We start from the raw sequence: 21,186 nt of genomic DNA on the forward strand, positions 1-21,186 counted from the left end.
GCGGGTCCGGGCCTATTCGGCCTTGAGCGTGGGCCGCTTGGTGCGCGAGCGGATCGCGGCGTTCACGGGCACCCGATGCGGGCACGGGAAGGAGAACACGTGGGCCGGGTTGTTGATCGCCGCCACCCAGTTGCCGTCGGCGTCGCGCAGGCCGTCGGCCGGCAGATCGTATTCGAGCGGGGGCTCGCCGGGCAGCAGGAACTCCACATGCTGGCCGGGCTCGATCTTGTTGCGGCTCATGATCGTGACGCGACCGCCCTCCTCGGCGCTCCAGCCGAGCACCTCGCCAACCACCATCCACGCGCGGAAGTAGGCCGATCGGTTGGTGTTCTGCGTGACCTTGCGCTCCGGGTAGTAGAAGCCGGTGGAGTAGTCGCGGTGGGCCACCTTGTTCGGCTCGTCAAGCAGCCAGTCGGGCAGCGTGACGGGAGGGGCCGGGCGCACGGGGGCGTGCAGCCAGCCGTCGGGCAGGATCTCGGCCGCGGTGTTGGACTTGCGGCGGGTGGACCGGGCGTGGTAGCTCAGATCGTCCGGATCGGCGGATGACGCCGTGGACGCGGACGGGCTCGCGGGCAACGATGTGGACGACGGTACGGACGACGGTACGGACGACACATCGGACGGTTCCGGCGCGGCGGTGGGACGCTCTCCGGGCACGCCGGAGAAGGCCTCGTCGGCATGGGCCATAATCCGGTCCGGCTCGCGCGCGGCCACTTCGGCGAAGGCCGGGAAGTCCGGGTCGGACGGACGGATCACGCGATCGCGGAAGGGCTTGAGGACGTTGCCGTCGCGGTCCTCGAAGCCGCGCTGGATCATGTACTCGTTCACCGCGGTCTTGTAGGCGTTGGTCATGGCGGCGATGTAGTAGGCGCTCTTGGACCGGCCCTCGATCTTGAGGCTGGTGGCGCCGGAGTCGATCAGGTCGTCGATGTGCTCCATCATGCACATGTCCTGCGAGTTGAACAGGTAGGCGCCCTCCTCGGTCTGCTCGATCGGGTAGTACTCGCCGGGACGCTTCTCCTCCACGATCGAGTACTTCCAGCGGCAGGACTGCGCGCATTCGCCGTGGTTGCCGTCGCGACCGGTGAGGTAGTTGGAGAACAGGCATCGGCCGGAGAAGGCCATGCACATGGCGCCGTGGACGAAGCACTCCACGTCCATGTCCTCCGGGATGCGGGCGCGGATGTCGCGCACGGCCTGCAGGTCCATCTCGCGGGCCAGGACCACGCGGCGGGCGCCGAGCTCGTACAGGGCGTTGGCGGCGCCGTAGTTGGTGACGCCGGCCTGCGTGGAGACGTGCAGCTCGAGGTTCGGAGCCACGGCGTGCGCGGTCATCATCACGCCGATGTCCGTGACGATGAGCGCGTCGATGCCGGTGTCCCCGAGCTGGCCGATGTATTCGCGGATCGATTCGACCTCGTTGTTGCGCGGCAGCACGTTGAGCGTCACGTACACGCGGGCGCCGTGCTCATGGGCGTAGCGCGAACCCTCCTCGAAGTCCTCGAGGCTCAGGTTCTTCGGCGCCGATCGCATGCCGAACGCCTTGCCGCCGCAGTAGACGGCGTCGGCGCCGTAGTCCACCGCGGTCTTCAGTCCCCTGAGATTGCCGGCGGGGGCCAGCACCTCGGGACGATGGCGGCGGCGCAGCGTGGCCGGGGTGTTCGAAGTATTCGGGGTTTCCATTGATGAAGTCATAGCAATAGGCCAGTCTAGCCGACAGACCGGGCAACGGACCGCCGACGGTGTCCGGCGGCACCCGACTTAGGCCATCGGCCATCCAATCCGCATCCAATCCGCTCACTTTGCGCACTCCCGAAGCCAAAATGAGCAAATCCGATGTCTACGGGCCCAAAAACGGTCGCAGGACAATGAATCCGCTCATCCTGCGATTGTCTCGATGCAGAATGAGCGGATTCGATATGTGAGCGGACCTAAGCGGCCCTGAGCTGCAAAGCGGAACGTTTGGTTCGTTTTTGACCGATTTTGGAGGCCAAAAACGAACCAAACGTTCCGCGATTCGTTTCAGATGCCCGCAGCTACAGCACGGCCATGGCGAACTCGGCCAGCAGCTTGACGCCGTATGCGATGATCACCACGCCGCACACCTTGTTGAGCACGTCCAGCACCTTCGGGCTGAAGCGGTCGCGGAAAGCGGAGATAATGAGCGTCAGGCCGATGAACCAGCAGACGGACGCGGTCTCCACGCCCACGATGAACGGCGTGGACTGGGCGGCGGTGAGCGTGGCGCTGAACGCGCCGAGCATCAGCGTGCCGTCGATGATCGCCTGCGGATTGCACCAGGTGACCACGCAGGCCGTCGAGATGGTCTTGCCCAGATCCTCCGCGTTGCCGCCCTGATCATGATTCGCACGCGCGACGCCGCTGCCGGCCGTCTCCGGCTTGGAGCGCAGCAGGCCGGCGCCGATGCGGATCACCACCAGACCGCCGAGCGCGAGCACGGCCAGCTGCAGCCACTCGTAGCGCTGCATGAGCGTTCCGATGCCGAAGAAGCAGGACAGCGACAGCGCCACATCGAAGACGATGACGCTGATCGCCGTGATCATCGCGCGGCGGCGCGTCTTGGTCATGGCCGAATTGATGACGAACAGATTCTGCATGCCGATCGGCGCGATGTACGCCAGACCGACCGTGAGTCCCTGCAGATAGAACCCCATTTGTCTCACCCACACTTTCTTCCAGTCAGCCAAGATCACTTTGGCTGGTTCATCCAAACCAGCCAAAACCATCCAATCTAACAGCGACCTTTAGCTTGTTCCATTGCAAATACTGCAATCTTCCGTAACCAAATCAATAGTGTAGGAGTAGAATACCGATCAGCAACCAGCCAAACTGGTGCAGCATCGTCCAACCAAAGGCAGCCAAGGGAATCCGCGGCCACCGCAGGGGACGCCAAAGGAAGGCCGCCAGAAGGCCGCCGGAAAGGAAGACACGCATGGCACGTCCAGCGCCGATCGCCATCGATTGGAAACCGGACCGGGACTCCGCAACGCCCATCACCGAGCAGATCGTGCAGTACATGTGCCGCCAGGTCTCCAGCGGCGCCTGGCCCATCGGCGCACGGCTGCCGGCGCAGCGCGCGATGGCCGACGCGTTCGGCGTGAACCGCTCCACGATCATCGCCGCGGTCAACGAGCTGGCCGATTACGGCATCGTCGAGGGGCTGCACGGCGCCGGCACGCGCATCGTGAGCAACACATGGTCGCTGATGCTGCCCGGCTCCCCCGACTGGGCCGACTACGTATCCTCCGGGTTCTTCAAGGCGAACAACGACACGATTCAGGCCATCAACCGACTGGAGTTCGACCCGTCCATGGCGCGCCTGGGCACGGGCGAGCTCGACCCGAGGCTGTTCCCGCGCAGCATGTGGCGCACGGTGCTCACCCGGGCCGCGAACGAGATCACGTCGATGGGATACCCCGAACCGGAGGGCACGCCGGAGCTGCGCGAGGCGATCGCGGCGCATATGCGCAAACTGGGCGTCGAGACCGAGCCCGGGCAGATCCTGGTGACCTCGGGCGCGCTTCAGGCGCTGCAGATCATTTCGGTCAGCCTGCTGAGCGCCGGATCGACCGTGTTCTGCGAGGCGCCGAGCTACATCAAGTCGCTGCAGGTGTTCCAATCGGCCGGCATGCGGCTGGAGGGCGTGCGCATGGACGGGCACGGGATCGACGTGGACGCGCTGAGAGACGCCATGCAGGGCATGATCGCCGGCGGCCTGCCCGCGCCGGGCGCGCAGAAGCCGTCGCACAAACGCGAGGGCGAATCCGTGCTGTACACGATCCCCACGAACCACAACCCCACCGGCATCATCATGGACGCGCAACGGCGCCGGGAGCTGATCGCATGCTGCGTGGAGCGGCGCCTGCCGATCATCGAGGACGGTGCATACCAGGATCTGGTCTTCGACGGTCCCTCCCCCGCGCCGCTCAAATCGTTGGACGAGACCGGCATGGTCATCTATCTGGGCAGCGCGTCGAAGGCGCTGGCCCCGGGCCTGCGCATCGGGTGGATCGTGGCGCCCGAGCCGATCGTGCACCGGCTGGCCGACGTGAAGATGCAGATGGACTACGGCGCGAGCAGGCTGTCGCAATGGGTGTTCGCGCGGTTTTTGGACACGGGTCTGTACGACCGGTTCCTGACCGATCTGCGCGGTGAGCTGCGCCGCCGACGGGATGCCGCGCTGGAAACGCTGGACCGGCTGTTCGGCGGCATTGCGCATTGGAACACGCCCGCGGGCGGCTTCTACATCTGGCTGACCTTCAACGGGCCAATGCCGATGGCCAGGCTGTTCGCCAAGGCCGTGGAGGCGGGCGTACTGCTCAACCCCGGCGACATCTACGACTTCGAGGGGGACAATTCCCTGCGTCTGAGCTACGCGTACACCACGCCCGATGAGTTCGCGGCCGCCGCCGAACGGCTGGCGGGCGTGGTGCGCACGCTGGGCTGAAAAACGGCTCAGGCGGACAGCTGCGCCAGCTCCTCGGCGGTGAGCTCCAGATCCCCGGCCTTGAAGGAGTCGAGGAACGTGGCGGGGCGATGGCATCCGGGGATCACGAACATGTGGTCGCCCTGTGCGAGCTCCCAGGCCAGCGTGACCTGCTGGTAGCTCACGCCGCGCGCGGCCGCCACCTTGCGGAACGGATCAAACAGGTGATCGTCGTACGGGTGGCGGAAGCCGCCGAGCGGGCTCCAGCACACGAACGCGAGGCCAAGACGCGCGCAGTAGTCCAGCACGTCGCGCGTCTCGAGGTGGACCGGCGAGAACTGGTTCTGCACGGCGATCAGGCGATCGCCCAGAATGCCGCGGGCCACGTCGAGCTGCTCGATGGTCACGTTGGAGACGCCGGCGTAGCGGGCCACGCCCTGGTCCAGCAGCTCCCGGACCGCCTCGATGGACTCGTTGTAGGGCACCTCCGGATCATGGCGGTGCATGTAGAGCAGGTCGATGGCGTCCACGCCGAGCGCCTGCACCGACTGCTTGCCGTAGGCGATGAGGTGCTCGGGCTTGCCGTCGCGCGGCCAGATGGGCTTGCCCGACTCGTCGAAGTCGCGGCGCAGGCCGATCTTGGTGGCCACGAGCACATCCTCGCGCGGGCCATGCCAGGTCTGAAGCGCCTCGCGGGTGAGCTTCTCGCCGGTCTGCTCCTCCTCGCCGGGCGCATAGTATGCCCATGCGGTGTCGATCATGCGGCATCCGGCGTCAAGTCCGGCGTGAATGGTCTCAAGGGCCAGCTCGTGGCTCGGGTATCCTTCGATGGTCAGCCCCATCTCACCCAGCCCCACGGCGGTGGTCGAGAACGGTCCGATGTTGCGGTTGAGGGTCATGCGGGTCTCCTTCACATTGATATGTGGCACCCATTGTCCCGCGGGAGCCCGACGCGCCGACCGGCCGGGGACGGCCGAATGTGACGAGCGCCACATTTGGGGCCCAGCCGGGGGCTGCGAACCGCATGATCGCAAGGAATCACTATATCTAGTGCCATCCGAGGTGCCGCGACACGACAGTTAGTGTTCTTGACGCCAAACCACATGCGTGTAATCTAGTCGCAGACTTCAGTCCGGTCGATCAGCGTAAGGGAGAGGAAACATGACCATCACCGTGTTCACCAAGCAGCATTGCCCGCAGTGCGACGCCACCAAGCGCCAGCTCAACAAGCTCGGCCTCGCCTATGAGACCGTGGATCTCGAATCCAATCCGGAGACCCTCGCGCAGCTTCAGGCCGCCGGCTTCCGCCAGGCGCCCGTGGTGATCACGCCCGACGCCTCCTGGACCGGATACCGCCCCGATCTGCTGCGCGCGCTGGCCAAGCAGGCCCAGTCCGCCCAGGCCCCCGTTCAGGCCCGGACCGCCACGGTTTCCGCGTGAGCGAAGCGATCGAAACGCAGGCGCGGCGCGAACCCCTGGGCACGCTGGTCTACTTCTCCTCCGTTTCGGAGAACACCGCGCGATTCGTGGCCAGCTGCCATCTGGAGGACGAGGGCATCGACGTGCGCCGCATCCCGCTGCGCCCCTCCGACCCGCCGCTTCAGGTCCGCAGCCCGTTCATTCTCATGGTGCCCACCTACGGCGGCGGCGTGGTCAAAAAGGCCGTGCCCATCCAGGTCAAGAAATTCCTCAACGATCCGGACAACCGGGCGTGGATCCGCGGGGTGATCGCCTCCGGCAACGCCAACTTCGGCGAAGCGTTCGGCGCGGCCGGGGACATCATCGCCGCCAAGTGCCACGTGCCCTACCTCTACCGGTTCGAGCTCATGGGCACGCCCGAGGACACACGCAAGGTGCGCGAGGGCGTCGTCCGATTCTTCCGCGAGCGCGCGGGGACGACCGCATCCGCGTGAGCCCGGCGACCCTGTGCGGGCCACGCGCAGTCACGCGATCATGAAACCAACACAACAGACGCAATCAGAAGGACCATCATGCCCAATTTCGACGCCACCGAACTGCCGCTCGACAACACCGCGGACACCACGGCCGAGCGGTACGATCCGGCGCACGACTATCATGCGCTCAACGCAATGCTCAACCTGTACGACAGCAACGGGCTGATCCAGTTCGACAAGGACAAGGCCGCCGAGCGCGAGTACGTCACCGGCCACGTGGCCGCCAACACCGTGACGTTCGCCTCCACGGCCGAGCGCATCGAACGCCTCACCGCCGATGGCTACTACGATCCGGCCGTGTTCGGCCAGTACTCCCCCGAGTTTCTGGACCGCATCCACGCGCACGCCGAGGCCGCGGGCTTCGAGTTCGGCACCTTCCTGGGCGCGTTCAAGTTCTACACGTCCTACGCGCTCAAGACCTTCGACGGCAAGCGCTATCTGGAGGACTTCCCGCAGCGCTGCACCGCCGTGGCCCTGGAGCTCGCGGCCGGCGACGAGGAGCAGGCGATCAAGTACCTGGACGCCATGCTCTCCGGCGAATTCCAGCCCGCCACGCCCACCTTCCTCAACCTCGGCAAGGCGCAGCGCGGCGAGCCGGTCAGCTGCTTCCTGGTGCGCATCGAGGACAACATGGAATCGATCTCCCGCGGCATCAACGCGGCCCTGCAGCTGTCCAAGCGCGGCGGCGGCGTGGCCCTGCTGCTGAGCAACCTCAGGGAGCTCGGCGCGCCGATCAAGCACATCGAGAACCAGTCCAGCGGCGTGATCCCGGTCATGAAGCTGCTGGAGGATTCTTTCTCCTACGCCAACCAGCTGGGAGCCCGCCAGGGCGCCGGCGCGGTGTACCTCAACGCCCACCACCCGGATATCCTGCGCTTCCTGGACACCAAGCGCGAGAACGCGGACGAGAAGATCCGCATCAAGTCGCTGGCCCTGGGCGTGGTGATCCCGGACGTGACCTTCGAGCTGGCCAAGCGCAAGGCCCCCATGGCCCTGTTCAGCCCGTACGACGTGGAGCGCGTGTACGGCAAGCCCTTCGCGGACATCTCCGTGACCGAGCACTACGACGAGATGGTGGCGGACGATCGCATCCGCAAGACGTACATCGACGCGCGCGAGTTCTTCACCACCCTCGCGGAGATCCAGTTCGAATCGGGCTACCCGTACATCGTGTTCGAGGACACCGTCAACCGCGCCAACCCCATCGAGGGCCGCGTGACCATGTCCAACCTGTGCTCCGAGATCCTGCAGGTGCAGGAGGCGAGCGCGTACAACGAGGATCTCACCTACAGCCACGTGGGCCGCGACGTGTCTTGCAACCTCGGCTCGCTCAACATCGCCAAGGCCATGGACGGCGGGCTCGCGGGCACCGTGGAGACGGCGATCCGCGCGCTGACGGCCGTTTCCGAGCACACGCGCATCGACGCGGTGCCCTCCATCCGCCGCGGCAACGACGAGGGCCATGCGATCGGTCTGGGCCAGATGAACCTGCACGGCTTCCTGGCGCGCGAGGGCATCCAGTACGGCTCCGAGGAGGCGCTGGACTTCACCGACATGTACTTCATGACCGTGGCCTACCACGCCTACCGCGCCTCGCACGCGCTGGCCGTGGAGAAGGGCCGCGCGTTCAAGTCGTTCCCCACCTCCGCGTACGCCAAGCCGGCCGGGGAAGGCAACTACTTCGACAAGTACACCGACGGCCGCCGTTCGATCGAACCGCGCACCCAGCGCGTGCGCGACCTGTTCGCCAAGTTCGCCGTGGCCATCCCCACCGTGGACGATTGGAAGACCCTGCAGGCGGACATCATCCGCGACGGCATCTACAACCAGAACCTGCAGGCCGTGCCGCCCACCGGATCGATTTCGTACATCAACCACTCCACGAGCTCCATCCACCCGATCGCCTCCAAGATCGAGATCCGCAAGGAGGGCAAGATCGGCCGCGTCTACTACCCGGCCGCCTACATGACCAACGACAACCTCGACTACTACAAGGACGCCTATGAGATCGGCTGGCAGGCGATCGTGGACACCTACGCCGAGGCCACCCAGCACGTCGACCAGGGCCTGTCCCTGACGCTGTTCTTCCCGGACACCGCCACCACGCGCGACCTCAACAAGGCGCAGATCTACGCCTGGCGCAAGGGCATCAAGACCCTCTACTACATCCGCATCCGGCAGCAGGCGCTGGCGGGCACTGAAGTGCAGGGCTGCGTCTCCTGCATGCTGTGAATGTTGCGGCGGCGGAGCGTCCGCTGCGTTGCTCCTCGGTCGACGTACCTTCGTACGCCTTCCCTCGGGGCGCCTTGCGGCCGCACGCGGCGCCGCAACATTCACCGGGCCGGTTTTCACCGGGTCGGTTTTGTTCCGTTTCCCTATTGATCATTGAAATGAAAGGACTTCCCATGGCACCGATTTCCATTCCGCGCAAACCGCTCAAGCTCATCGACCGCGTCTCCGCGATCAACTGGAACCGCCTTGAGGACGAGAAGGACCTCGAGGTCTGGGACCGCCTGACCGGCAACTTCTGGCTGCCCGAAAAGGTCCCGGTCTCCAACGACATCCCCAGCTGGCAGAAGATGAGCGAGGACGAGCACGTGCTCACCATGCACGTGTTCACCGGCCTCACCCTGCTGGACACCATCCAGGGCACCGTGGGCGCGGTCTCGCTCATCCCCGACGCGCTGACCCCGCATGAGGAGGCCGTGTACACCAACATCGCGTTCATGGAGTCGGTGCACGCCAAGAGCTACTCCTCCATCTTCTCCACGCTGTGCTCCACCAAGGAGATCGACGCGGCGTTCGAGTGGAGCGAGAACAACGAGTTCCTGCAGCGGAAGGCGCAGATCGTGCTCGACTACTACGAAGGCGACAACCCGTACAAGCGCAAGGTAGCCTCCACGCTGCTCGAATCGTTCCTGTTCTACTCCGGCTTCTACCTGCCCATGTACTTCTCCGCGCACGCGAAGCTCACCAACACGGCCGACGTGATCCGCCTCATCATCCGCGACGAGGCCGTGCACGGCTACTACATCGGCTACAAGTACCAGAAGGGCATCGAGCAGCTGGGCGACGCGGAGCGCGAGGAGCTGCGCGAGTACACGTACGATCTGCTCAACGAGCTGTACGACAACGAGGTGGAGTACACCGAGTCGCTGTACGATCGCGTGGGACTGACGGACGATGTGGAGAAGTTCCTGCGCTACAACGGCAACAAGGCGCTGATGAACCTGGGCTACCCGGCGCTCTTCCCCGCGGAGGCGTGCGATGTGAACCCGGCGATCCTCTCGGCCCTGTCCCCCAACGCAGACGAGAACCACGACTTCTTCTCCGGCTCCGGCTCCTCCTACGTGATGGGCAAGGCAGAGGAGACCGACGACGAGGACTGGGACTTCTAACGAGCCCGGCTCCTGGGCGAACCGATCCCGTCATCCTCAGCGCCTTCTCCGTCATCCTGAGCGCCTTCATCCTGAGCGCCAGCGAAGGATCCTTGGCCATTGCGCACCAAAGTCATAATGCAGGAAGTTAAGGATCCTTCGACTCCGCTACGCTGCGCTCAGGATGACGCGGTTGCTGCCTTGTCATCCTGAGCGGAGCGCGAAGCGCGGAGTCGAAGGATCCTTAACTATCCCCGTAGGGCAGGCTCACTTCGCCTGGGAGTACACGCTGAACCCGGACTCCTCGACCGTCCAGCCCAGGCCGGCCAGCCTGTCCGACTCCGCCTTGTCCGTGGTGAACAGGTGCTCGCCGTTCCACCGGTTGTACAGGCGGTACACCTTCGCGTCGCCGTCCGCCGGCGCCCACCAGGTCGTCGGCTCCAGGGTCCAGCCGATCTTCACCAGGTTATCCTTCTCGGCCGCGTCCACGGTGAAGTGGTGCGAGCCGTCCCACCGGTTGTACAGGCGGTACACCGGCTTGGCGCCGTCCGCCGCGCTGCCGGCGGCATGGAACTTGACGTCCTCGCCCTTCCAGCCGGCCGCGACCAGCTTGTCGTACTCCGCCTTGCTGGTGGTGAACAAATGCGTCGTGCCGCTGGTCATGTACGGGTTGAACAGACGATACACCGCCACGCGCTTGGCTTCCGGCGTGGGCTTGTTGTCCTCGCCCTTGGCGACTGTCACCGGGGTCCAGCCCTGCAGCTTGCCGGTCTCGTCGGTCAGGGCGATCTTGTGATCGCCGGCCGCGACGGTCTCGGGGATGAGAGTGTCCACGTAGTACTGCCTGGCCGGATCGGTGGCTTTGTCGTCCTTCTGGACCTCGAGGAACGGGCTGCCGTCCGGGCCGGTCAGCTTCGTGGGCGTGGAGTAGATGTAGCCGTACCAGACGCACGGATTCTCATTGCCCGCGTCGAGCTGCGCCTTGCAGATCTGGGACAGGTTCTTGAGGTAGAGGCGGTATGTGGAGCCCGGCTTGGCGTCGCCGTCCTGCGCGGTGACGTCGTTCTTGGCGGAGCCCGTCACGTTGTCCTCGCCGGGAGCCGCGGGCTCGGCGGTCGTGGTGAAGTCGGGCACGCTGACGGCATAGGCTCCCGTACCCCCGAAATCCATATCATCATTGCTGGTTCGGCCGTCCGTGTACTCCACATTGATGCCGACGGAGAACTGGTGGATATCCGGGTTCACCGTCTGTCCGGCCTTGTCCTCATTGCTGTACGCCCAGTTCAACAACGTCTGCCATTCGTCGTAGTGCCTTTCGGTGTCGACATTGCGGTTGCCATAGAAGTGATTCGGCTCAAGTCCGAATATGGTCATGTTGAACGTGCCGCTGGTGGGGCGCGTATCGGTGTTCCAGGCATTCAGTATGAAGCGGTACCATTCATGCCCGGTGTAGTCCAGGGTAATGCCGTCGTTGTACTTGTCAGTGTAGGTGTGCTCGCCGAACATAAGTTCATAATCATCTGGCGTGACATCGGGATCCAGGATACCTGTGCACTCCGTCGACCACGGAAAGCCTGCGGAGCCCTGCATGAGTGTTGCGTTATTGGGATTGTTGAGTTTGACGGCGGAGACTTCATACATGTACGCGATCGGGCAGATCGACTTGATCTGGTCCTTGTACGCGGGATCGACCGTGTAGTCGATCTTCAGCCCAACCGAGTGTGAGCCGATGTCTTCGGTCTTCACCGACGTGATTTTCACCGCGGAGTAAAGACCCGCGTCGTCGGCGTTGGCCGTCGCGACGCCTCCCGAAACCGCCATGCCGATCGCCGCGGCCAGCGCGACGAGGGCCTTTCCGATGTGCTTCATTGCGGAACTCCCTTCAGTCCCCTCTCGAGCAGCCCCTGTGGCGGGGCGTCTCACTATGCGCACGATTTGTGCCCACAGTGAAAACGCTATCCCCCCCCCCGCGACGTTTTCACGTCTGGTTAAGGATCCTTCGACTCCGCCCTACGGGCTCCGCTCAGGATGACGGAGAGGGGACCCTGTGTGCGCTCAGGATGACGAAGGTTGCTGCTTTGTCATCCTGAGCGAAGCGAAGGATCCTTGGCCATTGCGCACCAAAGTCATAATGCGGGAAGTTAAGGATCCTTCGACTCGCTGCGTTCGCTCAGGATGACGTGGGGAACTTGCTCACTCAGGATGACGTGGGGAACTTGCTCACTCAGGATGACGAAAGGGACCCCGCGCTGCATTCAGGATGAAGGAAGGACGCTTCGGGATGCGCGCGACTTCAGTTTGCGGGCGCGACGATACACCCAATAGGTCACAGCGAAGTAGACCAGATAGATCACGAACAGCGCGCTGACGATCGACCGCAGCGCGGCGAAGCGCAGCAGGAAGACGCCCAGCGTGATCATGAGCACACCCCAGACGGCGGCGATGATGAGCAGCCGGTTGCTCAGGCGGGTCCAGCGCTCGGCCCGATCGCGCGGATCGGCCGGTCCGTCATTCTCCCCAGTCATTGTTCCTCCCCTCGCCGGTCGGTCCGGACAGACGATCGTCCGGGGCCAGTGGCCCAGTCGATGTCACAGTCTGACATTATGCATAAGCCCTTCAACCCACCAGAGCCAGCATAGCGCAGGCGATGGTGGGTTGAAGGGCTGAGCCGTTAAGCATGCGCGTGCGCCTCCAGTGCGAGGCGCACGGCTACTGGGCGTTCACTGGACGCTCAGTCCTCGAATGCTGAGCCGTCAAGCGGGAAGCCCAGTGGGCTTCCCGTAGGCGAAGCGAGCGGCCGCCAAGGCCGCGAGGGATCCGTTTGAGGCTCAGTCCTCAAACGGATCAAAGTCCCGACGCACGCGGCGGCGCGGACGCTCGGAGCGCTCCTCGCGATCGGCGCGGTACTCGTCGTAGTTGTCGTCGGTGGCGTAGCGCGGGTTGCGGCCGCCACGGCCACCGCGGGAGCCACGATCGTCACGGGCGGAACGGCGGTCGTCGCGATCGTAGTCGCGATCGTCACGATCGGAGCGGCGGCGACGCGGACGATCATCGTAATCGCGATCGTCGCGGTCGGAACGGTCCGAACGGCGATCATCGCGGTCACGGCGATCGTAGTCGCGATCGTCATCGTAGTCGTCGGAGCGGCGGCGACGCGGACGATCATCGTAATCGCGATCGGAACGGCGATCATCACGATCGTCGCGGTCGAAGCGACGGCCGCCACGGCGATCATCGCGATCGCCGCGTCCGCCGCGGTCGCCACGGTCGGAACGGCCGCCACGGCGATCATCGCGTCCGCCGCGGTCGCCGCGGTCGGAACGGCCGCCACGGGCCGGAGCGGAGGATTCCTGATCCTCGAAGCCCGGGATGGCGAGGGAGATCTTGCCGCGATCGTCCACGCCCTGGACCACGACCTCGACGGTGTCGCCCTCCTTGAGCACGTCCTCCACCGCGTCGATGCGCTCGCCGTTGGCGAGGTTGCGGATCTGGGAGATGTGCAGCAGGCCGTCGGTGCCCGGCGTGAGGTTCACGAAGGCGCCGAACGACGTGGTCTTGACGACCTTGCCGTTGTAGGTCTCGCCGGCCTCCGGCACGTGCGGGTTGGCGATGGAGTCGATGATCTGCTTGGCCTTCTCGGCGCCCTCGCCGCCCTCGGAGGAGATGTAGACGGTGCCGTCGTCCTCGATCGCGATCTCGGCGCCGGTGTCCTCCTGGATCTGGTTGATCATCTTGCCCTTGGGGCCGATGACCTCGCCGATCTTGTCCACGGGCACGGAAGTGGTGATGATGCGCGGGGCGAACTCGCTCATCTCGGCCGGGCCGTCGATGCACTCGTTGATGACCTCGAGGATGGTGGCGCGAGCCTCCTTGGCCTGCTGCAGGGCGGCGGCCAGGATGTCCGCCGGAATGCCGTCGAGCTTGGTGTCGAGCTGCAGGGCGGTGATGAACTCGGAGGTGCCGGCCACCTTGAAGTCCATGTCACCGAACGCGTCCTCGGCGCCCAGGATGTCCGTGAGGGTCTTGTAGACGTGCTGGCCGTCCACATCGCCGGACACGAGGCCCATGGCGATGCCCGCGACCGGGGCCTTCAGCGGCACGCCGGCGGACAGCAGGGACAGGGTGGAGGCGCACACGGAACCCATGGAGGTGGAGCCGTTGGAGCCGATGGCCTCGGAGACCTGGCGGATGGCGTACGGGAACTCCTCGCGGCCCGGCAGCACCGGGACGAGGGCCTTCTCGGCAAGGGCGCCGTGGCCGATCTCGCGGCGCTTCGGGGAGCCGACGCGGCCGGTCTCGCCGGTGGAGTACGGCGGCATCTCGTAGTTGTGCATGTAGCGCTTGGACTGCGGGCCGGACAGGGCGTCGATCTGCTGCTCCATCTTGAGCATGTTCAGGGTGGTGACGCCGAGCACCTGGGTCTCGCCGCGCTGGAACAGGGCGGAGCCGTGGACGCGAGGCACGATGTCCACTTCGGCGGACAGGGTGCGGATGTCCTTCAGGCCGCGGCCGTCGATGCGGTAGTCCTCGGTGAGGATGCGGCGGCGCACGATCTGGCGCTGCAGCTCCTTGAACGCGTTGCCGAGCTCCTTTTCCTTCTCCTCATCCGACATGTCGGTGAACTCGCCCGCGAGCACCTCGCGCACGTGCTCCTTGATCTCGTGGATGCGATCCTGGCGGGGCAGCTTCTCCGCGATGGACAGGGCCTCGTCGAGGTCGGCGTGGGCGATCTCGTCGATGCGGGCGTACAGCTCGTCGGTGTACTCCGGGAAGAGCTGGAACTCCTTGGTCTCCTTGGCGGCCTGGGCCTTGAGCTCGTTCTGGGCCTCGCAGATGGTCTTGATGAACGGCTTGGCGGCCTCGAGACCACCGGCCACAACGGCCTCGTCCGGCTTGGCCTGGCCCTCGTCGTAGATCAGGTGCCAAGCGTTCTTGCCGGCGCCCGCCTCGATCATGGCGATGGCGACGTCGCCGTTCTCGATCACGCGGCCGGCGACCACGATCTCGAACACCGCGCGCTCGCGCTCGCTCCAGCGCGGGAAGGCGACCCACTGGCCGTCGATCAGCGCCAGACGCACGCCGGAAACCGGCCCCTCGAAGGGCAGACCGGAGATCATGGTGGAGGCGGAGGCGGCGTTCAGGGCGATGACGTCGTAGGCATCCTCCGGGTTGACGGCGAGGATGGTCTCCACGACCTGCACCTCGTTGCGCAGCGTGTGCGGGAACAGCGGGCGCAGCGGGCGGTCGATGATGCGGCAGGCCAGGATGGCCTCGGAGCTCGGACGGCCCTCGCGGCGGAAGAAGGAGCCCGGGATCTTGCCCGCGGCGTACATCTTCTCCTCCACGTCCACGGTCAGCGGGAAGAAGTCGTAGTTCTCCTTCGGGCTGCTGCCGGCGGTGGTGGTGGACAGCACCATCGAATCGTCGTCGAGATAGGCGGCCACGGCGCCATCCGCCTGCTGGGCGAGACGACCGGTCTCGAAGCGCAGCGTGCGCTTGCCGAACGATCCATTGTCGATTACGGCCTCAACGGCCTTGATTTCGGGACCCTCCATCAGGGTTCCTCCTTTTGTTGTTCTGTTTTCCAATACCTACTATCGGTTGTCCTCTTCAGCGGACGTGCTTCACATTCCCGTGCGACCCCTTGGCCGCGTTCCTCGTGTCAACTCTTCCGGCGGGCCCCTCTATCCGCAGCCGCACCTTGCGGCCGAAACTCCCGGCCCATCTTCCTTGTTGCCGTTGGACGGCGATATGCAAAACGCCCGAGCACCATAGTAGGCGCCCGGGCGGAAGTTTCATTATCGACGCAGACCCAGCTTCTCGATCAGAGCACGGTAGCGGTTGATGTCAACACCCTTGAGGTAGTTGAGCAGACGACGGCGATCACCGATCATCAGCTGCATGCCGCGACGGGAGTGGTTGTCGTGCTTGTGCTCCTTGAGGTGCTCGGTCAGGTCGGAGATGCGCTTGGACAGCAGCGCGACCTGGACCTCCGGGGAACCGGTGTCACCCTCATGGATCGCGTACGTGTTGATGATCTCCTGCTTCTCAGCGGTAGTAAGTGCCACAGTTCCTCCTTATAGCCCTGGGCTGCGCGGTGCACCCGGCCCTATGCCGGGGCGCTCTCTATCCGCGGGCGAAAAATACGCCAAAGAGATACTGTACGATCACCGCCGGACCTGCGACTCGCCGGTGCGACGTCGGCCGGCATTGCAATCACACCATAATCACACCGTGGTGAGCAGGCCTCCGAACAGCACGATCAGCAGCGCGGCCAGCTCCACGGCGAAGAACAGGGAGAAGGCTGCCCAGCTGTGCGTGAGCACGTTAAGGGGCGAGTCCTTGTGGATGAGCACCAGGATCGCCACGAACAGGACGGCGAACACGGCCACGCCCAAGGCGGCGGCGATCACGCCCAGATCCCCCGCGTTGGCCGCCTGCGCGTTCTTGCCGTACACCACATAGGTGGCATACCAGAAATTGGAGCGCAGCAGGCACACGCCGGCGATGAACTGCTCGGCCGCAAGCCCCACCACGAACACGAATCGCCACAGCCATGTCCGGGTCTGCACCACCGCCATGCCCAGACCGGTGAACGCGAACATCGTGACCGTCCACGCGACTAGCGCCACCCCACGCGGCTCCACGCGGCCCATGTACTCCATGGCCAGCGCGGTGTGGTTCATGGCCAGATCGCGCCCGGCCCAATAGGGCAGTACGATCGCGGCAAGCACCAGGACGAAGAACCCGGCCCATGCGGCGGGGCGGAAGCGGCGACGCTCCACATCCGCGAGCGAAAGATCCGACTGCGGCTGCTCCGCGGCGGCCTCGAACAGTTCGTCGGAACGCTCCTCGGCGGTCTCGGCGGCGGCATTCACGGATGACTCCGCGGGCGCCTGTGCGGGCGCCTGTGCGAGGGATGCGCCCCCGCCCGCGTTCATGCCATCCGCATCCGGCCGCAATTTGTTCTCACCCAATTCTCACCTCGCGCGCCCTCGACTGCCTCCAATTATCAAAAAGGCCGGAAACCCATGATTTCCAGCCTTTTCTTGAGAGCGGACGACGGGAATCGAACCCGCGTAATCAGTTTGGAAGACTGAGGCTCTACCATTGAGCTACGTCCGCATGGAAGCCGCGAAAACTTCCGAAGGTTGATTATTGCATACATCCGCGATTTTGCAAAATCGTGCGATAGAATGTCACTCGTCCCAAATGCGGATCCGGCCGCGATCGGCCGCGATCTGCCCAGATTCGGTCGGATCGGCCCCGGCAGGCCGCGCCGGCCCCAGGCCATGGCAACAGACCCATGACAACGGCAAAGGAGCGGCTCGCATGACGCACACCCATGATTTCACCTCGATCATCGACAGGCACGGCAAGGACGCCATCGCCATCGACGCGGTAGGGTCGGTCGACCCCCATTTCAGGGGGTTCGCGCCGGATGCGCCCAAGCCGGGCTTCGATGTGATCCCCATGTGGGTGGCGGACATGAACTTCCCCACCGCGCCCTCCATCCAGGAGGCGATCATCGAGCGCGTGAAGCATCCGATGTTCGGCTACTTCACACCAAGCGCGGAGTACTTCCAAAGCATCATCGACTGGCAGCGCGACCGCAACGGCGTGACCGGCCTCGCCCCGGAGCACATCGGCTACGAGAACGGCGTGCTGGGCGGCGTGGTCAGCGCGCTCAAGGCCTTCGCACAGCCCGGCGACGCGGTGCTGCTGCACTCCCCCACCTACAACGGCTTCACCAACGCGATCGGCTCCAACGGCTTCCGCATCGAGCACAGCCCCCTGAAGCGCGACGAGGACGGCGTGTGGCGCATGGACTTCGAGGACATGGACCGCAGGATCAAGGCCAACAACATCCACGCCGTGGTGTTCTGCAGCCCCCACAACCCCACGGGCCGCGTGTGGGAACGCTGGGAGATCGAGCGCGCGATGGAGGTGTACCGCGCGAACGACTGCGTGGTGGTCTCCGACGAGATCTGGTCCGATCTGATCCTCTCCGGCAACAGGCACATCCCCACACAATCGGTGAGCGACGACGCGCGCGATCGCACGATCGCGTTCTACGCGCCCAGCAAGACCTTCTCGCTGGCCGGACTCGTGGGCAGCTACCACATCGTTTACAGCAAGTACCTGCGCGATCGCCTCACGTCCGTGAGCGACAAGACGATCTACAACGCGATGAACGTGCTGTCCATGCACGCGCTGATCGGCGCCTACCGGCCCGACGGCCGCGTCTGGCTCGACGAGCTGCTCGAGGTGCTCACCGCCAACGCCGAGTACGCGGTGAACTTCATCGCCGAGCATTTCCCCGGGGTGTGCGTGGCGATGCCGCAGGGCACGTACATGCTGTTCCTCGACTGCACCGAGTGGTGCGAGCGCCACGGCGTGGGGATCGGCGACGTGATCAAGCGCGGCTGGGACGTAGGCGTTGCCTGGGAGGACGGCCGGCTGTTCCAGCACCCGTGCGCGATCCGCGTGAACCTCGCGCTGCCCGCCTCGCGAGTCGAGGAGGCCATGGAGCGCATGCGCCGGTACGTGTTCACGGACTGACGCGGATTTGCGGTGCGGGCGGGCGGCTGCGGGCGGCTGCGGGCGGCTGCGGGCGCGTGCGATTGCGGCCATCCCCCATCCGATCCGCTCACTGTGCGCACTCCAGAAATCAGAATGAGCAGATCGGATGTCTAGGAGCCCAAAATCGGCCACAAGACATCGGATCTGCTCAATCTGACTGGCCAAGGCCACAGAATGAGCAAATCCGATGCCCATAAGCCTGATAATCGGCCACAGGACATCCGATCTGCTCATTCTGGCTCAGTAAGCCCGCAAAATGAGCGAATCCATTGGGTGATCGGCGCCGATCACCCGCTGCGCTCATCCCTACCGGACGATCACGCGCGCCTCATAGGGTGCGAGTTCGGCATCGAACGCCGACATCACCCCTTCGGAGCCGTCCAGCCGCGCCGACTGCGCGACGCCGGAGAAGTTGAACAGCCCCACGATCACACGATCGCCCTGCTTGCGCAGCACGGCGAGCACCGCATCGTTGTGCGCATCCCATGTGGTCACCCAGGCGTCGGGCGCAAAGCAGGGGTCGTCCCGCATCTCGCGCAGCGACTCCATGCCCTCCCACAGGCGGTTCTGCAGCGTGCCGGGCGTATGGCGCAGTGCGGCCTTGTCCCAATCGAACCGGCTGCGATGCAGGTTGCGGCTGTCGTCGATGCGCGACGGATCCTCCTTGTAGTCCCATCCGTTGAGCTGGGCGATCTCGTCGCCGCAACTGAGCATCGGGAAACCGCGCAGGAACGACATCGCCCGGTGCAGCAGCAGATCACGATCCACCGCGGTGTCCAGCGCGGGACGGTCGTGCGTGATGATCGCGCGCTCCACGCCGGTCAGGCTCGCGGTGGTGCCGCAGCTGCGCGCATCGCCGGACGCCTCGTCATAGTTGTACAGCTCGCCCATGGCCCAGCTGCCGGGCACCGCACCCTCGTAGAAGTGGTAGAGGAACTTCTTGTGCTTCAGCGGGTCGATGCCCAGACGCCGCTCCTCGTCCTCGTCAAGACCCCAGCCGATGTCGTCGTGGCAGCGCAGGTAGTTGACGAACCAGCAGTTGTCCGGCAGGGCGTCCAGCGCGTCGATCTGCGCCTTGAGCAGGCGGGTGTCCCCGTTGGCGAGCGCGCTCCACAGGTTGACCATGATCGACACGTTGTACAGCATGTGGCATTCCGGCTTGTCCGGGGTGCCGAAGTAGGCGGCGAGCTCCTTGGGCGCCATGACCACTTCGCCCTTGAGCACCACGGCCGGGCAGACGCATTCAAGCACGATGCGCAGCATGCGGACGATGGTGTGGACCTGCGGCAGGTTGCGGCAGTTGGTGCCGAATTCCTTCCAGATGTACGGCACGGCATCCAGACGGAACACCTCCACACCCAGATTGGCCAGATGCATGACGCTGGAGAGCATGCCCACGAGCACCTTGGGATTGCGGTAGTTCAGATCCCACTGGAACGGGTAGAACTGGGTCATGACCCACTTGCCCATCTTCTCGTTCCAGGTGAAGTTGCCTGGAGCGGTGTTGGGGAAGACCTGCGGGACATGCGCGTCATACTCATCGGGCACGGTGCGGTCGTCGTAGCAGAAGTAGTAGTCCTGATACTCCGGGTCACCCGCTTCGGCGGCCTTGGCCCAGCGGTGGGAGGATGCCGTGTGGTTCATCACGAAGTCGAGGCACAGGCTGATGCCGGCCGCGCGCAGCTTCCTGGTGAGGGCGGCCAGATCCTCGTTGGTGCCGAACATGGGGTCGACGTTGTCGAAATCCTCCACCGCATAGCCGCCGTCGTTGTAGGGGTGCGGCATCTGCAGCAGCGGCATGAGGTGCAGGTAGGTGAGCTTCTGCTCCTTGAGGTAGGGGATGTTGTCCGCGAGCTTGTTGAGGCTGCCGGCGAACAGGTCGGTGTACATGGTCATGCCGAACATGTCGCCGCGCTTGTACCATTCGGGGTCCTTCTCGCGGGCCTCGTCAAGGTCGCGGAGGTCCTCGGGACGTGCGGCCGACGACTCGGACATGGTGTCCAGCAGGCGCTGGAACGCGGCGCGGTCATCGTACAGTTCCATGAACAGCCATTCGAGCTCGTCGCGGCGTTGTGCGAGGCGCTCGGCGAATGCGGGGGCGGGGACCGATTCGGGGACAGCGGTCTTGCGTGCGGCCTTGGGCATGGGAAGAACTCCTTCGTTCCGGTGATTTCCGTGATGCGCGTCAATTGTTTGACGTTGATCAACAGCATATATCAAACCGGTTCGACACGCCACTTGGAGACACCTTGGAACGGCTCGTCCACGGCCGATTCCTCACCGTTCTTCCGCAGACCTCCCCGTCCGCGACTCCAGGATTGCCACGGCGGAGGCCACCGGCCCGTCATGACTCAGGGAGATGTGCCAGCTGGGCGCTTCCCCGGTCATACCGCCGTCCTGAGCGAAGGTCCCAGCCAGCGAGGCGACGAGGGCATGCCCCACATCGGCGCGGAGTACGACGCGCGGCACCCCGCGGGAGTCGTCGAGGATTTCGATGCCGCCCCAGGGGAAGTCGTCCAGCGTGTAGGGCGCGGGGGCTCCGGCACGGGCCAGCGCCTCGCACCAGGCTTTGAGCACCGCCTCCTTGCCGGCCCATCTGACCGCCAGATGCACGGCCTCGCCATCATGCCTGACCTCGCCGCGCATGGCCGACTGACGCAACTCGCGCGCGGAGAACAGCGAGCGCATGCGCGTGCCCGGTTCTGCCAGCTGCGCGGCGAACGCGGCCACGTCCACCACGTCATGCCCCAATCCGAGGATCATGGGCCCTCCTTCCGCCGTGTTGGAGCGTATTTCCGCCATTCTGAGCGAGCGTAATCCTGAG

General features: G+C 65.0%; 16 protein-coding genes and 1 tRNA gene. 6 read left to right on the forward strand and 11 right to left on the reverse strand.

Annotation, left to right across the window (positions count from 1 at the left end; all coding sequences use genetic code 11):
* Window positions 1–12: 12 nt before the first annotated feature.
* Together EMO90_RS09855 and EMO90_RS09860 are read right to left on the reverse strand one after the other, a co-directional pair.
* Window positions 13–1,695: a peptidase U32 family protein gene (locus EMO90_RS09855; protein WP_150354324.1), complete on the reverse strand. Its 1,683-nt coding sequence runs from the start codon at window positions 1,693–1,695 to the stop codon at window positions 13–15.
* A 341-nt stretch (window positions 1,696–2,036) separates the two neighbouring features.
* Complete coding sequence (locus EMO90_RS09860; protein WP_150354325.1) at window positions 2,037–2,675, reverse strand: LysE/ArgO family amino acid transporter; 639 nt, start codon at window positions 2,673–2,675, stop codon at window positions 2,037–2,039.
* Between the two features lie 278 nt (window positions 2,676–2,953).
* Here EMO90_RS09860 and EMO90_RS09865 point away from each other — a divergent pair, with 278 nt between their 5' ends.
* Entirely contained in the window at window positions 2,954–4,468 is a 1,515-nt protein-coding gene (locus EMO90_RS09865) for an aminotransferase-like domain-containing protein (RefSeq protein ID WP_150354326.1), read from the forward strand.
* A gap of 8 nt (window positions 4,469–4,476) precedes the next feature.
* On the opposite strand, the gene EMO90_RS09870 is transcribed toward EMO90_RS09865, so the two are convergent.
* A complete protein-coding gene (locus tag EMO90_RS09870; RefSeq protein ID WP_150354327.1) occupies window positions 4,477–5,346 on the reverse strand; it encodes an aldo/keto reductase in 870 nt (289 codons plus the stop codon).
* Window positions 5,347–5,608: 262 nt separating this feature from the next.
* Between EMO90_RS09870 and EMO90_RS09875 the strand changes: the two genes are divergently transcribed.
* The 4 genes from EMO90_RS09875 to nrdF all read left to right on the forward strand — a co-directional run bounded on the left by EMO90_RS09875 (window position 5,609) and on the right by nrdF (window position 9,800).
* Window positions 5,609–5,887, forward strand: coding sequence for a glutaredoxin domain-containing protein (locus EMO90_RS09875; RefSeq protein WP_150354328.1), 279 nt, complete (start codon window positions 5,609–5,611; stop codon window positions 5,885–5,887).
* A complete protein-coding gene (gene nrdI / locus EMO90_RS09880; protein WP_223849780.1) occupies window positions 5,884–6,360 on the forward strand; it encodes a class Ib ribonucleoside-diphosphate reductase assembly flavoprotein NrdI in 477 nt (158 codons plus the stop codon). Before EMO90_RS09875 ends, nrdI begins: the two co-directional genes overlap by 4 nt.
* Window positions 6,361–6,438: 78 nt before the next feature.
* Window positions 6,439–8,634: a class 1b ribonucleoside-diphosphate reductase subunit alpha gene (gene nrdE, locus EMO90_RS09885; protein ID WP_150354329.1), complete on the forward strand. Its 2,196-nt coding sequence runs from the start codon at window positions 6,439–6,441 to the stop codon at window positions 8,632–8,634.
* A gap of 173 nt (window positions 8,635–8,807) precedes the next feature.
* Window positions 8,808–9,800, forward strand: a complete 993-nt coding sequence (nrdF, locus tag EMO90_RS09890; protein WP_150354330.1) for a class 1b ribonucleoside-diphosphate reductase subunit beta — start codon at window positions 8,808–8,810, stop codon at window positions 9,798–9,800.
* Window positions 9,801–10,046: 246 nt separating this feature from the next.
* Here nrdF and EMO90_RS09895 read toward each other — a convergent pair whose 3' ends face one another.
* The 6 genes from EMO90_RS09895 to EMO90_RS09925 form a co-directional block, all read right to left on the reverse strand.
* On the reverse strand, window positions 10,047–11,648 hold the full coding sequence (locus EMO90_RS09895; protein WP_150354331.1) for a hypothetical protein: 1,602 nt from the start codon (window positions 11,646–11,648) through the stop codon (window positions 10,047–10,049).
* 386 nt (window positions 11,649–12,034) lie between these two features.
* Complete coding sequence (locus tag EMO90_RS09900; protein ID WP_150354332.1) at window positions 12,035–12,304, reverse strand: hypothetical protein; 270 nt, start codon at window positions 12,302–12,304, stop codon at window positions 12,035–12,037.
* Between the two features lie 303 nt (window positions 12,305–12,607).
* Complete coding sequence (locus EMO90_RS09905) at window positions 12,608–15,334, reverse strand: polyribonucleotide nucleotidyltransferase (protein WP_150354333.1); 2,727 nt, start codon at window positions 15,332–15,334, stop codon at window positions 12,608–12,610.
* A gap of 243 nt (window positions 15,335–15,577) precedes the next feature.
* Window positions 15,578–15,847 (reverse strand): 30S ribosomal protein S15, encoded by a 270-nt coding sequence (rpsO, locus tag EMO90_RS09915; protein ID WP_150354334.1) that lies wholly within the window; start codon window positions 15,845–15,847, stop codon window positions 15,578–15,580.
* 159 nt (window positions 15,848–16,006) lie between these two features.
* Window positions 16,007–16,720 carry a hypothetical protein gene (locus EMO90_RS09920; RefSeq protein WP_150354376.1) on the reverse strand — a complete coding sequence of 238 codons (714 nt, stop codon included), beginning with the start codon at window positions 16,718–16,720 and terminating at the stop codon, window positions 16,007–16,009.
* A gap of 113 nt (window positions 16,721–16,833) precedes the next feature.
* Window positions 16,834–16,904, reverse strand: a tRNA-Gly gene (locus tag EMO90_RS09925).
* 207 nt (window positions 16,905–17,111) lie between these two features.
* Between EMO90_RS09925 and EMO90_RS09930 the strand changes: the two genes are divergently transcribed.
* The gene (locus EMO90_RS09930) at window positions 17,112–18,341 is read left to right on the forward strand and encodes a MalY/PatB family protein (protein ID WP_150354335.1); all 1,230 of its coding nucleotides are present in this window, start codon (window positions 17,112–17,114) and stop codon (window positions 18,339–18,341) included.
* A 327-nt stretch (window positions 18,342–18,668) separates the two neighbouring features.
* On the opposite strand, the gene EMO90_RS09935 is transcribed toward EMO90_RS09930, so the two are convergent.
* On the reverse strand, window positions 18,669–20,507 hold the full coding sequence (locus EMO90_RS09935; protein ID WP_150354336.1) for an alpha-amylase family protein: 1,839 nt from the start codon (window positions 20,505–20,507) through the stop codon (window positions 18,669–18,671).
* Between the two features lie 132 nt (window positions 20,508–20,639).
* Complete coding sequence (locus tag EMO90_RS09940) at window positions 20,640–21,125, reverse strand: holo-ACP synthase (RefSeq protein WP_150354337.1); 486 nt, start codon at window positions 21,123–21,125, stop codon at window positions 20,640–20,642.
* Between the last annotated feature and the right edge of the window lie 61 nt (window positions 21,126–21,186).

Origin of the sequence: Bifidobacterium vespertilionis, from assembly GCF_008698145.1 — a bacterium.
GTDB lineage: Bacteria > Actinomycetota > Actinomycetes > Actinomycetales > Bifidobacteriaceae > Bifidobacterium > Bifidobacterium vespertilionis.

Coding starts and splice junctions, on each gene's coding strand:
- EMO90_RS09870 (WP_150354327.1), bottom strand. CDS start 5,346: ATGACCCTCAACCGCAACATCGGACCGTTCTCGACCACCGCCGTGGGG.
- EMO90_RS09865 (WP_150354326.1), top strand. CDS start 2,954: ATGGCACGTCCAGCGCCGATCGCCATCGATTGGAAACCGGACCGGGAC.
- EMO90_RS09920 (WP_150354376.1), bottom strand. CDS start 16,720: ATGAACGCGGGCGGGGGCGCATCCCTCGCACAGGCGCCCGCACAGGCG.
- EMO90_RS09855 (WP_150354324.1), bottom strand. CDS start 1,695: ATGACTTCATCAATGGAAACCCCGAATACTTCGAACACCCCGGCCACG.
- EMO90_RS09930 (WP_150354335.1), top strand. CDS start 17,112: ATGACGCACACCCATGATTTCACCTCGATCATCGACAGGCACGGCAAG.
- EMO90_RS09935 (WP_150354336.1), bottom strand. CDS start 20,507: ATGCCCAAGGCCGCACGCAAGACCGCTGTCCCCGAATCGGTCCCCGCC.
- EMO90_RS09900 (WP_150354332.1), bottom strand. CDS start 12,304: ATGACTGGGGAGAATGACGGACCGGCCGATCCGCGCGATCGGGCCGAG.
- EMO90_RS09875 (WP_150354328.1), top strand. CDS start 5,609: ATGACCATCACCGTGTTCACCAAGCAGCATTGCCCGCAGTGCGACGCC.
- EMO90_RS09860 (WP_150354325.1), bottom strand. CDS start 2,675: ATGGGGTTCTATCTGCAGGGACTCACGGTCGGTCTGGCGTACATCGCG.
- EMO90_RS09905 (WP_150354333.1), bottom strand. CDS start 15,334: ATGGAGGGTCCCGAAATCAAGGCCGTTGAGGCCGTAATCGACAATGGA.
- EMO90_RS09940 (WP_150354337.1), bottom strand. CDS start 21,125: ATGATCCTCGGATTGGGGCATGACGTGGTGGACGTGGCCGCGTTCGCC.
- nrdF (WP_150354330.1), top strand. CDS start 8,808: ATGGCACCGATTTCCATTCCGCGCAAACCGCTCAAGCTCATCGACCGC.
- EMO90_RS09895 (WP_150354331.1), bottom strand. CDS start 11,648: ATGAAGCACATCGGAAAGGCCCTCGTCGCGCTGGCCGCGGCGATCGGC.
- nrdE (WP_150354329.1), top strand. CDS start 6,439: ATGCCCAATTTCGACGCCACCGAACTGCCGCTCGACAACACCGCGGAC.